The organism is Ruoffia halotolerans, from assembly GCF_014049385.1.
Taxonomy (GTDB): Bacteria; Bacillota; Bacilli; order Lactobacillales; family Aerococcaceae; genus Ruoffia; species Ruoffia halotolerans.
Map to the genome: position 1 here is coordinate 1 of NZ_JACAOA010000040.1, position 14346 is coordinate 14346.

The following is a 14346-nucleotide window of genomic DNA, read 5'->3' on the forward strand; positions in this document are numbered from 1 at the left end:
CGCTTGTGATGCAACTTCATTATTATAGCACGTTTAAGAAATTAAAGTCAATAACTTTTTTAAGTATTTAATTCACTTTCTTGTGCTTGTTGTCTGCAAGACAACTTTTGAATAATAACATATACGATATAACGATATCAATAACTAGTTAAAGCTTTTGAATGTTTATTCGCTTTTGACTTTTTTGTAACCGCTACAAACATTACTGTAACGACTTCTGTAAGTGTAACATTGCATTCACAACCTGTCAATAGTTTTGAAAATTATTTGTAAATTTAATGTAAACATTAATTTAATGTAAACATTCTCTATTGTTAGGTAATAGTTACTTTTTCTCATAACAACAAGAAATAATATAGCATGAAATTCAGCTAATGGTCAACCTTTTTTTGTCTTTTATATATTATTTTCGACTTTATGTAAATTTAATAATGGAATTGACCTTTTTTCTTGTATATATCATTAGGAGGTTTTTATATGATATATATTATTCAGTTTATTATCGGTAGTTGTCTTGGCTCCTTTACTTATTGCTTTGCCTTTGATTGGGTACACCAGCAAATTCGTTTAACTCGTCGTTCTACTTGTGATCATTGCTCTACTACACTCAAAGCTATTGATTTAGTTCCAATTTTTTCTCAAGTTTTAAGTCGATTTAAGTGTCGTTATTGTCAGAAGCCAACGACTTCCTACTATATAATAGTTGAAATCATAAGTGGTCTTCTGTTCGTATGGTCTAGCTTTGTGTTTAATGAGTATCACTTCTACTTTATCTTGATCTTTAACTTAGTAAGCTTGTTAATGATCTACTGTGATATACACGCTATGATGGTACCTGATTTGCTTCAGTTCATTCTTTTATGTCTTGTTTTGTATATTGTTTACGTCAGCGAGCTTGAATTTGATATGCAATTATTGCTTTCATCGGTAACCTTTGTTTCTTTCTTCATTTTTAACACGCTAAGGCCTGCCTCTATTGGAGGAGCTGATATTAAAGTCTTTACTATCCTTTCATTATGTATCCCTGTATCTCTATTCCCTATGTTTTTATTTATTACATCGACTACAGCACTATGTTATTTCTTATTGAGATACTTATTCAGTTTTAAGTTCACTGGCGCTTTACCTTTTTTTCCATTTATATTTTTCGGTCTGTATTGTATCCTCTCTATCTAGAATATGAATACAAAAAAACACCCGCTCACTAATTTAACTCAGTGAGCAGGCGTTTGTATTTGAAGATATTTAATTATTTAAATGAAGACTTAGCGTCTTCCTCTTCTTTTTCGGCTTCTGCTTTTTCAGCTTCGACTTTTTCTTTCGCGATTCTTTCTTCTTCTAAAATTCGTTCGATACCTTCAGAAGTTGACGTTTCAAGTGAACGGTAACGGTTCATACCAGTTCCGGCAGGAATTAGTTTACCGATAATAACGTTCTCTTTCAATCCGATCAATTCGTCACGATCTCCACGAATAGCAGCGTCAGTTAAGACACGTGTCGTTTCTTGGAATGATGCAGCAGAGATAAATGAATTTGTCTCTAGAGCTGCTTTTGTAATTCCTAGTAAAACTGGACGTGCAGTTGCAGGAACTTCTCCTGCTTTGATTGCTGCTTCGTTGGCTTTAGAGAAGTCAGCAATATCTAATAATGCTCCTGGCAAGATATCTGTAGAGGCTGGGTCCATAACACGTACTTTACGAAGCATTTGACGAACCATTACTTCCACATGTTTATCCCCGATTTCTACCCCTTGTCCACGGTAAACATTTTGTACTTCATGTAATAGGTAGTTTTCGACAGTGATAACATCAGTTACACGTAGTAATTCTTTCGGATCAATTGAACCTTCTGTTAAGGCTTGACCCCGTTCTACAGTTTCTCCAACAGTAATTTTAAGTCTTGATTGGAATGGCACGTTATATGTACGTGTATCTGTAATACCACGAACAGTAATATCTTTAGTACGGTCTGAAGCTTTCTCTTCGATCGCTTCAATCTCTCCAGCCACTTCCGTGATTTGAGCTAACCCTTTAGGGTTACGTGCTTCAAAGATCTCTTGGATACGAGGAAGACCTTGAGTGATATCTCCACCACCGGCAACCCCACCTGTATGGAATGTACGCATTGTTAATTGTGTACCAGGCTCACCGATTGATTGGGCAGCGATTGTACCAACTGCTTCACCAACTTCAACTTCATCTCCAGTCGCTAAGTTACGTCCATAACAGTGTTTACATACACCATGAATCGTATCACAAGTGAATACTGAGCGAATCGTTACTTCTTCGATACCAGCAGCAATAATTTGTTGCGCGATATCTTCTGTAATTAATTCGTTATTAGAGATAATAACTTCGTTCGTTTTTGGGTGACGAATCGTTTTTTGTAAGTAACGACCGATTAGACGTTCTTCTAGTGATTCAATGACACTATTTCCATCTTTAATCGCTCTAATTACTAGACCTTTGTCTGTTCCACAGTCATCTTCACGAACAATAACATCTTGTGCCACATCAACTAAACGACGTGTTAAGTATCCTGAATCGGCTGTCTTCAAGGCAGTATCGGTCATACCTTTACGAGCACCATGGGTAGAGATAAACATTTCTTGTACGTTTAATCCCTCACGGAAGTTCGAAGTAATCGGTAATTCGATAATCTTACCACTTGGAGCCGCCATGTTACCACGCATACCAGCTAACTGAGTGAAGTTAGAGATATTACCACGGGCACCAGAGTCAGACATCATGTTAATTGGGTTAAGACGTGGTAGTTTTTCAACCAGTTCGTTTTGAATTTGGTCTTTCGCACGTTCCCAAGTACGGATAACATTGTTATAACGCTCATCTTCAGTAATTAAACCACGGCGATATTGCTTAGTGATTTTCTCAACGCGGTCATGAGCATCTGTAATGATTCCTTCTTTAGTATCTAAGTTAATAACGTCCGCAACCCCAACAGTAATACCTGAACGAGTTGAGTATTTATAACCTAAATCTTTCATCTTATCAAGCATGATAGATGTTTCAGTTACTTGATAACGTTTGAACACTTCTGCGATGACGTTACCTAAATGTTTTTTCTTGAATGGAGGTACTAAGTCCATTTCTTTAATCGCTTCTTTGACATCTACTCCATGTTCAAGGAAGTATTTATCAGGTATGCGTTCAATTAAGTTTTCAGTTGTTGGCTCGTTTAAGTAAGGGAACTCTTCTGGCATGATTTGGTTAATAATCACTTTACCAACAGTCGTTACCATTAAACGTTCTTTTTGCCAATCTGTAAATGGTTTTCCTTCTAATGAAGCCGCTGGGATAGCAATACGTGAATGTAAGTGTACATATCCATTTTGGTAAGCTAATTCAACTTCACTTACAGAAGAGAACACCATACCTTCTCCGATACGTCCTTCTTCTTCTAATGTTAAGTAGTAGTTACCTAAAACCATATCTTGTGATGGTGTTACAACTGGTTTACCATCTTTAGGGTTCAGGATATGTTGTGCAGCTAACATTAATAGTCTTGCTTCTGCTTGTGCTTCTTCAGATAACGGAACGTGAACAGCCATTTGGTCACCATCAAAGTCAGCGTTATAGGCTTCACATACTAATGGGTGAAGACGAATCGCTTTACCTTCAACGATCACTGGTTCGAAAGCTTGAATACCTAAACGGTGAAGCGTAGGTGCTCTGTTTAATAGAACCGGGTGTTCTTTAATCACGTCTTCAATGACTGGCCAAATAGCGTCATCTTGAGTTTCGATCATTTTTTTCGCATTTTTAATATTTCCTGCGATATCTCGTTCAACTAATTCTTTCATTACAAATGGTTTGAATAATTCAATAGCCATTTCTTTTGGTAATCCACATTGGTACATTTTTAATGATGGTCCAACGACGATTACTGAACGTCCTGAATAGTCAACACGTTTACCAAGTAAGTTTTGACGGAAACGTCCTTGCTTACCTTTTAACATGTGTGATAATGATTTCAATGGACGGTTACCCGGTCCAGTTACAGCACGACCACGACGACCGTTATCAACTAATGAGTCAACAGCTTCTTGTAGCATACGTTTCTCGTTTTGAACGATGATGTTTGGTGCTCCAAGATCTAATAAACGTTTTAGACGGTTGTTACGGTTAATAACACGACGGTATAAATCGTTCAAGTCACTTGTTGCAAAACGTCCACCTTCAAGTTGTACCATTGGACGTAACTCTGGCGGAATAACTGGTAGTGCATCCATAATCATCCAAGTTGGATCATTACCTGATTCTAAGAATGAGTCTAGAATATCAAGACGACGAATGGCACGCGTACGTTTTTGTCCTGTCGCTGTCTTCAATGCCTCTTTTAATTCTGCTGCTTCTGCTTCAATGTCTACTGCTTCTAGTAAGTCACGAATTGCTTCGGCACCCATCTTAGCTTTAAATCGATTACCAAATTCACGACGTTTTTCACGGTACTCTGTCTCAGTTAATAATGATTTAACTTCTAAAGGTGTATCACCTGATTCAATTACGATATAAGAAGCAAAGTAAATAACTTCTTCTAATAAACGTGGGCTTAAATCAAGAATAAGACCCATACGACTTGGAATTCCTTTGAAATACCAAACGTGAGTTACTGGAGCTGCTAATTCAATATGCCCCATGCGTTCACGACGTACTTTAGAACGCGTTACTTCTACACCACAACGTTCACAAACACGACCTTTATAGCGAATACGTTTGTACTTACCACACGCGCATTCCCAGTCTTTTGACGGACCAAAAATACGCTCGCAGAATAAGCCATCTTTTTCTGGTTTTAGTGTGCGGTAATTAATTGTTTCTGGCTTTTTAACTTCACCGTATGACCAACTACGGATTTTCTCTGGGGATGCTAAACCAATTTGCATTGATTCAAAAGTATTAACATCTATCAAAGGGCCAACCTCCTTATAAAATTGCCGATAGTCGACGGAGCCACTCGTTTAAAGAGTGGGTCTCTCATCATTCTATCCCGTTATACTATCTTAAATTTATTTATCAGTGTTTTTCTCTACAGCTTCACTTGCAGCAACTGGTTTATTACCTGTTTGCTTTTGATCTTCTTTGTATTTTTCTAAGGCATTAAAGTTGATGATATCGTCATCTTCTTCATCATCTTGTAAGTCGATTTCTTTGTGATCTGCATCAAGTACTTGTAGGTCTAATCCTAGAGATTGTAATTCTTTTACTAATACTCGGAATGACTCAGGTACACCTGGTTTTGGAATTGGCTCACCTTTTACAATGGCTTCATAAGTTTTCACACGTCCTACAACGTCATCTGACTTGTAAGTTAGAATCTCTTGTAATGTGTAAGCTGCACCATAAGCTTCAAGGGCCCAAACCTCCATCTCACCAAAACGCTGTCCACCAAATTGTGCTTTACCACCTAATGGTTGTTGCGTTACTAATGAGTAAGGTCCAGTTGAACGAGCATGGATTTTGTCGTCAACCATGTGTCCTAATTTAAGCATGTACATAACACCAACTGATACTTTACGATCAAACGGCTCCCCTGTTCGACCATCATATAAAGTAGTTTTAGCATCCTCTGCTAATCCAGCCTCTTTGATTGTCTCCCAAACGTCTTCTTCACTTGCACCATCGAATACAGGTGTAGAGATATTAATACCCATCTCACGCGCTGCCATTCCAAGGTGAAGTTCGAATACTTGTCCGATGTTCATACGTGAAGGTACCCCTAATGGGTTCAGCATAATGTCCACTGGTGTTCCATCAGGTAAGAATGGCATATCTTCTTCAGGCACGATCAAAGAGACAACCCCTTTATTACCGTGACGTCCGGCCATTTTATCCCCTTCACTAATTTTACGTTTTTGTACAATGTAAACACGTACTAACATGTTTACTCCTGGTGATAATTCGTCTCCGTTTTCACGCGTAAAGATCTTCACGTCATGAACGATTCCGCCTCCACCATGTGGTACACGTAGTGATGTATCGCGGACTTCACGTGCTTTCTCACCGAAGATTGCATGTAATAGGCGTTCTTCTGCAGATAATTCTGTTACACCTTTAGGTGTTACTTTACCTACTAAAATGTCCCCATCACGAACTTCAGCACCGATAGCAATGATTCCGTCTTTGTCTAGATATTTAAGTGCGTCTTCACCTACGTTCGGGATTTCGCGTGTAATTTCTTCAGGTCCTAACTTAGTATCACGAGCTTCTGATTCATATTCTTCAATATGAATTGAAGTATATACGTCATCTTTAACAAGTCGTTCTGACATGATGATCGCATCCTCGTAGTTATATCCATCCCAAGTCATGAAGGCTACTAATGGGTTTTGACCTAAGGCCATTTCTCCATTTTCCATTGAAGGTCCATCCGCTAAGATATCTCCTTTAGCAACAGTTTCACCTGATTCAATAATTGGTCGTTGGTTATAACATGTACCAGCATTCGAACGAGCAAATTTAGTTAAACGGTAATCATCGAATGATCCGTCTTCTAATTTAACGCGAATACGGTCTGCATCTACATAAGTGACTGTACCAGGACGTTTACATAATAATGCTGCTCCCGAGTCATGTGCTGCTTGATATTCCATACCAGTACCGATATATGGTGCTTTAGGATTAATCAATGGAACAGCTTGATGTTGCATGTTCGCTCCCATTAGGGCACGGTTCGAGTCATCATTTTCCAAGAAAGGAATTGATGCCGTCGCAACTGAAACAACCTGTTTAGGTGATACATCCATGAAATCGACTTGTTCTCTTGGAACTTCGATATTCTCAGACTTGTAACGAGCCATAACAGTTTCGTTTGTAAATGTTCCATCTTCATTCAGTAATGAGTTTGCTTGCGCAACGATATATAAATCTTCCTCATCTGCTGATAAATAATGAATCTCTTCTGTTGCACGGTTTGTTTCACGGTCAACTTTACGGAATGGTGTTTCTATGAAACCAAACTCATTGATTTTCGCATAAGTTGCGAGTGAGTTAATTAACCCAATGTTTGGTCCCTCTGGTGTCTCAATCGGACACATACGCCCGTAGTGAGAGTAATGCACGTCACGTACCTCGTATCCAGCACGGTCACGGGTTAATCCCCCAGGTCCTAAGGCTGATAGACGTCGTTTATGTGTTAACTCACCCAGTGGGTTTGATTGGTCCATGAATTGAGATAGCTGAGATGAACCAAAGAATTCTTTAATAGCTGCAACAACTGGGCGGATATTTATTAGTTGTTGAGGTGTCATTGAAGATGTATCTTGCAGTGACATACGCTCACGAACAACACGTTCCATACGAGATAATCCAATACGGAATTGGTTCTGTAGTAATTCACCTACTGAACGAATGCGACGGTTACCTAAGTGGTCGATGTCGTCTGTCTCACCAATACCATAGTCTAGGAATAAATAATAGTTAATTGAAGCAATAATATCTGCTGGTGTTAAGCTCTTAACTTCTTCAGTCAGATGACCATTACCAATAATATTAATAATTTGCTCTGGATCTTCTGGTGAATAAACACGAACAACTTGTACATCGATTGGCTCAGCTACAACCGCTTCTGGTGAAGGGTGTAATGTCACCATATTAATTCCATTATCTAAGTAAGGAATTAAGGTTTCGATATTAGCTTGATCTAAGGTTGTTCCCTCTGGGAAGATAACTTCTCCTGTCTCTGGATCCGCTAAAGTCTCAGCTAATGTTAAGCCTAATAAACGGTATCTTAAGTGAAGTTTTTTGTTGATCTTGTAACGTCCAACAGGCGCTAAATCATAACGACGTGGATCGAAGAAACGAGCTGTTAATAAGTTTCTCGCACTTTCTGCCGTTTTCGGCTCACCGGGACGCAGACGTTCATAAATATCTTTCAATGCTTCCTCTACACGAGAGTCTGCAACGTTTTTATGTACGTCTTTATCAATAGTCGTGTTTAATAATTCTGATTCAGTTAAGATATCATAGATTTCTTCATCTGATCCGAATCCTAAAGCACGAACTAATTCTGTTAGTGGTAATTTACGTGTACGGTCAATACGTACATACGCAACACCTTTAGCATCCGTTTCAAATTCTAACCATGCACCACGGTTTGGAATGACTGTTGATGTAAATGTGTGACGATTTTTCTTATCTAGGCGATCATGGAAATATACACTCGGCGAACGTACTAATTGAGAAACGATAACACGTTCCGCTCCATTAATAATGAATGTTCCCATTTCTGTCATCATTGGGAAATCCCCAAAGAAAACAACTTGTTCTTTTACTTCATTTGTCTCACGATTCACTAAACGTAATTTTACGTAAATTGGCTGAGAAAAGTTTGCATCATGACTTCTTGCTTCGTCGACGTTATATTTCGCTTCTCTAAATTCATAGTCTACAAAATGTAACTCTAAGTTTTCTGTGTGGTCAACGATTGGTGAGATATCCTCAAACATAATTTTTAACCCATCCTCAAGGAACCACTGATATGAATCAGTTTGGATTTCGATTAAGTTTGGTGATTCTAGTACTTCGTTAATACGTGAATAACTACGACGCTCTGCTTTTTTACCATATTTCACAATATGATGATTACTCAAGCTCTTCACCCCTTATAAATTTTAGAACTAAGTTAGATATTACAGAATTGTTACAAGTATTAACATTTCATTACACTTGCTTTTTTTACTCAATTTTGGGCAAAAAAATAACAAAGGATTGTGAACTTTAGGTTAAAAGCGCCTCAATCTTTTGTTTTATTCTGGCGAAAACACCGACTGGACAATATTTCAGCGGTGATCTCTTCATCTATACCTATTCTTTGCGTTTATCTATATTACTAGAATTTTAATCCTATGTCAATACTTTTTATCTTATTTATCATTAACACGCTTACTTACAAATCGTTTCGAATTTTTTGGTTGAAACAATACAAAGAAGAGTAAGTTAATCTCACTCTTCTTAGCTTATTTAATGTTCGCATGTCTACTATTTTTTAGCTAGTCTTTTTTTTAACCGCTCCACCCATGTATCTTTCTTCACTACTCGTGTAGTATCATCTTCGTTAAAATGTTTCTTGTTGTCTTTCTTATTGTTATCTCGACTTTCTTTCGCTATTGCTTGTTGCGTTTGTATAACCGCTCGTCGATGTGCATCATGGACACTATTGAAACTCATAACAGCAAACCTCCTATTATGTTGTCTTAGCATCTTTGATAGGTTGATTGGCACTGTAACGGAACTACTAGCTTGCCCTTAATATAATTATATCATGATTAAAATGACAGTCCAATATTAGGCTGTATCGTCATATTTTATATTTTTTTACACGATTTTCTCACTCGTTAATATCCAGTAACCTTTATCTTGCTTTACTTTCTCAGCATTACCAAAAATTTCTTCCATATGTTTATATAAAGATGGTGCTCCTTGTTTCTTCTGGATGACGACCCATAAGGAGCCTCCTGGTTTCAATTGCTTGTAGCTATGGGTAATAAACTGATGAACCGTCTGCTTTCCTGCTCTAATCGGTGGGTTGGTTAGGACATAATCGAAAACCTCTCCGTTCAGATCGACTGATGTCGCATCATCTAATAACCATTGAATCGTCCCAACTTGATTCAATGAGCTATTTCTCTGGGCAAGGTGATAGGCTCGCTCGTTTAATTCCACAGCGGTAATCGAGGCTTGAGGAAATGCTTTAGCTAAGGTTATAACGATTGGTCCATAACCACTACCTAATTCTAAAATTTTTTGACCTTCAAGGACTTGTTTCTCTTCCATAAACGTCTCTACTAAACGCTGTGATCCATAGTCTACGCGGTCTTTTGAGAACACACCGCTATCGGTAATCAATTTAAGATTGAACCCATTAACTACAGTATCTATTTGCTTTTCTTGATGTTGACTTTGGGGATTATTAGAAAAATATTGTTCATTCATATGCTTCACCTCTTTATATACTTAGCAATATCATATCACTTTATTTTGATTCATGTTAAACTATAGCTAGAAAATAATCTAAAAATTATTGGAGGATATTAAATGGTTAAGTTATTTGTCTCGGATATGGATGGGACGCTTCTCAATGAAGAACACGTGGTTTCTGAAAGAAATGCGAAAGCAATTAAGGCGCTACAACAAGCAGACATCGAATTTGTGATCGCTACTGGGCGTGCCTACAATTCAGCAAGACCAATGTTAGATGCTCATAAAATCAACTGTAAAATGATTAACTTAAATGGGGCTGCCGTCTACAACTTAGATGGTGACATCGAAACAAAAATCCCGTTAGAAATTGATACTGTTAAAGAGATGCTGAACTACCTAGAAGAAACTGAAACAGCTTATTCAGTCATGACGGATAAATACTTCTATGTAGGAGATAAAGAAGCTTTCGTTAATCGTGTGAAGGGAATGCTTCGCAAATTAGAAATCGAGAAATATACCAATATCGAAACAGACGATGCTTATTCCAGTGATGCGCAGTTCATTCATGAACTTGCTTACATTAAAGATATGAGTGAGTTTAGTTATACAGATGATACTACTGCTCTAAAATTTATGATTTTCGGTGAACCTTCCGATAGCAAGTTGCCTCACTTCCTTAAAACTTTTGAAGGCTATGAAGATTTAGACATTACGTCTTCGGGACCAGATAACTTAGAAGTGACACATTCAAAAGCACAAAAAGGGTTTGCAGTTGCTGAGTATGCAGCTTCTCGCGGTATTGCTATGGAAGACGTTGCTACCATCGGGGACTCTTTAAACGATCGCTCTATGTTACAAATGGCAGGTCATAGTTACGCCATGGAAAATGCATCACCAGAAGTGAAAGCAATGGCTAAGTTTATTGCTCCTTCACACCGTGAAGACGGGGTGGCTGTTGTCATCGAAGAAATATTAAACCAATTATAAAACTTCGACAAGCAATATAACACTCGTTATATTGCTTGTTTTTTATTAAAGGAGAGGATTATCGTGCCCGACTCAAAAGACACGATCTATTATCAAGAAGGTCCCCGCTGTGTTTTATTATTACACGGCTATGTTGGAAGTATTCAAGAAATTGGACGAACGGCTAGAGCGCTTCGCAAGGCAGGCTACAGTGTCTATGCTTTTAACCTAGCGGGACATGGGACAAAATCTGTGGGCGATTTATTCCAGGTCCATCCCAATGAATGGACTCACCAAGTTGATGAAGCTATTCAACTCTTGGAAGATGAGCGTTATAAACAAATTGCAATTATGGGACTTTCTCTAGGGGGAATATTGGCTTTGAATGCTGCTCAAAAATACCCAAATCAATTCAGCGCAATTGGCGCCTTCAACAGTCCATGTATTAATGGCCTAGACCCAACACCTATTCGAAGATACATCACAAGCTCGATTCGACGCATTCTTTCACATAGAAAATGGTCAGATGAAGATATCCAACAGGAAATTGAAACCTTGACCCCATTAATGAATCAACAAATCAAGCAAATTGATGAGTTAATTATAGGCGTTCGTGATAACTTACCAAAGATAACGACCCCTACTTATATTGCTAAATCCATTCAAGACGAGCTGATTAATCCTAAGACACAAGATGATATCGCAAGTAAATTAACTCACACAGCGGTTCACCTTGATAGTTTCCAAGATGGTCGCCATGTCATAACAACCAGCCCGGCTTTTCGTGACTTTCAAGAAGCCTTAATTGACTACCTTGATCAGCTTGCTTGGGCATAAAAAACCGGAACAAAACACATCAAGCATGAGTCCTTCCGGTTTTTTCATTTATAAAGTGTGAATGAAATATTAGTCTTCTTTTACGAAGTCATTAACTAATATAGAGAATTCAAGAGATTTCTCAATTTGTACCCAGTAACCATATTTTCCGAAGATATATAAGTCAGAGTTTTCAAGTAGATTGATTAATCGACTGGAACAACTTTATCTTCACGTCCATGAACTAATAAAGTTTTATGTTTGATTTTCTTAATTTCTTCGTCTGGGAATGATAAGTTATCCGTAGAACTTTGGCGTGGATGTGGGAACATTGAACTGAATGCTTCATGGAAGCCAGGCTCTTGACTTGCAACATGACGAACAGTAATTAATTCTTCAGTCGTGAACTTTTTGTCATAGGCGAAGAAATCAATTAACTCAGCCATATGTTCTCTTGTTCCTTTATAACTTTATAACCCCAAACTTGATTCAGTCCGTAAGGCATATCCATTTCAACACCCATGGCACCCATTAGAAAAAGAAAACTTTCTAGCCCGTGATTTCCAAAGTCAAGGTTACATGTTGGGTAATAAGTTACTAACGTAGGTATATTTGCAAATGCAAATAAAATCTACCGCGAAGTTGGTCCAGTACTTAGCAATATTATTCAAAGAACAAATGAAAGTGCACAAATCGCTGCGTTCAATGAAACAGATGTCTTCTACATCCATAAGATGAACGGCCCATATTACTCAGATATCTATACACAAATTGGAATGAAAAATCCGGTACATGCAACCAGTACTGGTAAAGTGCTTCTCGCTTATTCAGATGAAGAAACAATTGAGAAAGCGATTAACTTTCCACACTCTGCTTTCACAGAGCATACAATTACAAATCCAAATCAATTGAAGAAAGAATTATCAAAAGTTCGTAGCCAAGGGTATAGTTTTAGTGTGGGTGAATTAACTGAAAATAATTATTCACTGGCTTTCCCAGTTTTGAATTATGAGAATTAAGTTGTCTGCGCCCTTTCTATTGTTGGTCCTCTAACTCGTATGAATAAAGATAAATTAGAAGACTATATGCGGATCTTACGTCAAGGTGCCCAAGAAGCTTCAGAAAGATTAGGCTATGGTGATTAAATAATAAAAAGCGACACAGTAATTGAGTAAGGTTCAATTACCGTGTCGCTTTTCGTATCTTATATAGTAGGAATTATTTTTTTGTACAAAAAAAACCAGAGGTAAAAACCTCTGGTTTAGAGTGTATAAAGTTAAATAATCAAAGATTATTTTACTTCTACAGCTCCTCCAGCTTCTTCGATTGCAGCTTTTAATGCTTCTGCATCTTCTTTAGATAATCCTTCTTTGATCACTTTTGGAGCGTTATCTACTAATTCTTTAGCTTCTTTAAGTCCTAAACCAGTTGCTTCACGAACTGCTTTGATAACTTTAATTTTAGCTGATCCAGCTGAAGTTAATTCAACGTCGAATTCAGTTTGTTCTTCAGCAGCAGCTTCACCAGCGCCACCAGCAGCAGCTACAGCTACAGGAGCAGCAGCAGATACACCGAATTCTTCTTCGATTGCTTCTACTAATTCGTTTAATTCTACAACAGTTGCTGATTTGATATCTTCAATAATTTGTTCAATGTTTAATGCCATGATTTGTTTCCTCCGTTTTATATGTGTTTTTTTATTTATTTAGTATGCTACATTAAGCAGCGTCTTTTGCTTCACCAACAGCTTTAAGCGCATAAGCCATCTTGCGAGCAGGATTCATTTGTGATAATACTGAAGCTGTATTGCGCATTGGAGCTTCCAGTACAGATAGTAACATAGATAATAGACCTTCGCGACTTGGTAATTTAGATAATGTTTCGATTTCAGCTACTGTAGCTACAGCACCTTCAATTAATCCACCTTTGATTTCTAATTTCTCTAAATCTTTTGCAGCTTCAACGATAATTTTAGCTGGAGCAACAACATCTTCAGAATGGAAAGCAATCGCAGTAGGACCAGCAAAAACTTCATCTAAACCTTCAATACCTGCGTCTGCAGCTGCTCTACGTAAGATTGTGTTTTTCACAACTTTCATTTTCACGCCTGCATCACGTAAGTTTTTACGTAATTCTGTTACTTCAGTAACGTTAAGACCTAGGTAATCGATAATTACAACACCTGCAGAACCTTTAAGTTCTTCAGTGATTTCTGCAACTTCGTTTTGTTTTTGTTCAAGAGTCACTTTTCTTTTTCCCAATTAGTTCACCTCCGTCATTTTGGTATAGAGAGTATTTATTGATTATTTTATCCAATAAAAAAACCCCCATGTCACCTTAGACATAGAGATACATTCCTGTTGTTTATCACTTAGGAACTTCCTCGGTAAGAAATTAAGGCATTTGCCACTTACTGTCTTCGGTCGTTTAACACATAAAACATCATAATGGATACCGACTGTGTTGTCAACACTTTTTATTAATGTTTTTAACTTTTTTTATTTAATCGGTTTTCATTTAGCTAATATTTTCAATTATTACCTGAAAATATAAGTCTGTCTTCAAAAGCATGCCCTTTTATTATAAAAAAAGAGCTAAAAAAATGAAGACTTACTTCAAATTCTGG

General features: G+C 37.6%; 11 protein-coding genes and 1 other annotated feature. Of the genes, 4 read left to right on the forward strand and 7 right to left on the reverse strand.

Annotated elements, in window-relative coordinates; all coding sequences use genetic code 11:
- Window positions 1-477 precede the first annotated feature (477 nt).
- Complete coding sequence (locus HW423_RS11575; RefSeq protein ID WP_218931797.1) at window positions 478-1176, forward strand: prepilin peptidase; 699 nt, start codon at window positions 478-480, stop codon at window positions 1174-1176.
- A 73-nt stretch (window positions 1177-1249) separates the two neighbouring features.
- On the opposite strand, the gene rpoC is transcribed toward HW423_RS11575, so the two are convergent.
- From rpoC to HW423_RS10175, 4 genes are all read right to left on the reverse strand, one after another.
- Window positions 1250-4930: a DNA-directed RNA polymerase subunit beta' gene (rpoC, locus tag HW423_RS10160; protein WP_328803176.1), complete on the reverse strand. Its 3681-nt coding sequence runs from the start codon at window positions 4928-4930 to the stop codon at window positions 1250-1252.
- 96 nt (window positions 4931-5026) lie between these two features.
- Window positions 5027-8617, reverse strand: a complete 3591-nt coding sequence (rpoB, locus tag HW423_RS10165; RefSeq protein ID WP_218931798.1) for a DNA-directed RNA polymerase subunit beta — start codon at window positions 8615-8617, stop codon at window positions 5027-5029.
- A gap of 379 nt (window positions 8618-8996) precedes the next feature.
- Window positions 8997-9185 carry a hypothetical protein gene (locus tag HW423_RS10170; protein ID WP_218931799.1) on the reverse strand — a complete coding sequence of 63 codons (189 nt, stop codon included), beginning with the start codon at window positions 9183-9185 and terminating at the stop codon, window positions 8997-8999.
- Between the two features lie 147 nt (window positions 9186-9332).
- Window positions 9333-9950, reverse strand: coding sequence for a class I SAM-dependent methyltransferase (locus HW423_RS10175; protein ID WP_218931800.1), 618 nt, complete (start codon window positions 9948-9950; stop codon window positions 9333-9335).
- A 102-nt stretch (window positions 9951-10052) separates the two neighbouring features.
- On the opposite strand from HW423_RS10175, the gene HW423_RS10180 reads away from it, so the two are divergent.
- Window positions 10053-10925, forward strand: a complete 873-nt coding sequence (locus tag HW423_RS10180) for a Cof-type HAD-IIB family hydrolase (RefSeq protein WP_218931801.1) — start codon at window positions 10053-10055, stop codon at window positions 10923-10925.
- Window positions 10926-10988: 63 nt separating this feature from the next.
- Window positions 10989-11741 (forward strand): alpha/beta hydrolase, encoded by a 753-nt coding sequence (locus HW423_RS10185; RefSeq protein ID WP_218931802.1) that lies wholly within the window; start codon window positions 10989-10991, stop codon window positions 11739-11741.
- 185 nt (window positions 11742-11926) lie between these two features.
- On the opposite strand, the gene HW423_RS10190 is transcribed toward HW423_RS10185, so the two are convergent.
- On the reverse strand, window positions 11927-12166 hold the full coding sequence (locus HW423_RS10190) for a hypothetical protein (protein WP_218931803.1): 240 nt from the start codon (window positions 12164-12166) through the stop codon (window positions 11927-11929).
- A 183-nt stretch (window positions 12167-12349) separates the two neighbouring features.
- Between HW423_RS10190 and HW423_RS10195 the strand changes: the two genes are divergently transcribed.
- Window positions 12350-12739, forward strand: a complete 390-nt coding sequence (locus HW423_RS10195; protein WP_456238832.1) for an IclR family transcriptional regulator — start codon at window positions 12350-12352, stop codon at window positions 12737-12739.
- 272 nt (window positions 12740-13011) lie between these two features.
- Here the strand turns inward: HW423_RS10195 and rplL are convergent, their stop codons facing one another.
- Window positions 13012-13386: a 50S ribosomal protein L7/L12 gene (rplL, locus tag HW423_RS10200; RefSeq protein WP_218931805.1), complete on the reverse strand. Its 375-nt coding sequence runs from the start codon at window positions 13384-13386 to the stop codon at window positions 13012-13014.
- Window positions 13387-13438: 52 nt separating this feature from the next.
- Window positions 13439-13981, reverse strand: a complete 543-nt coding sequence (gene rplJ / locus HW423_RS10205) for a 50S ribosomal protein L10 (protein ID WP_218931806.1) — start codon at window positions 13979-13981, stop codon at window positions 13439-13441.
- A 48-nt stretch (window positions 13982-14029) separates the two neighbouring features.
- Window positions 14030-14161 (reverse strand) — a sequence feature (ribosomal protein L10 leader region).
- Between the last annotated feature and the right edge of the window lie 185 nt (window positions 14162-14346).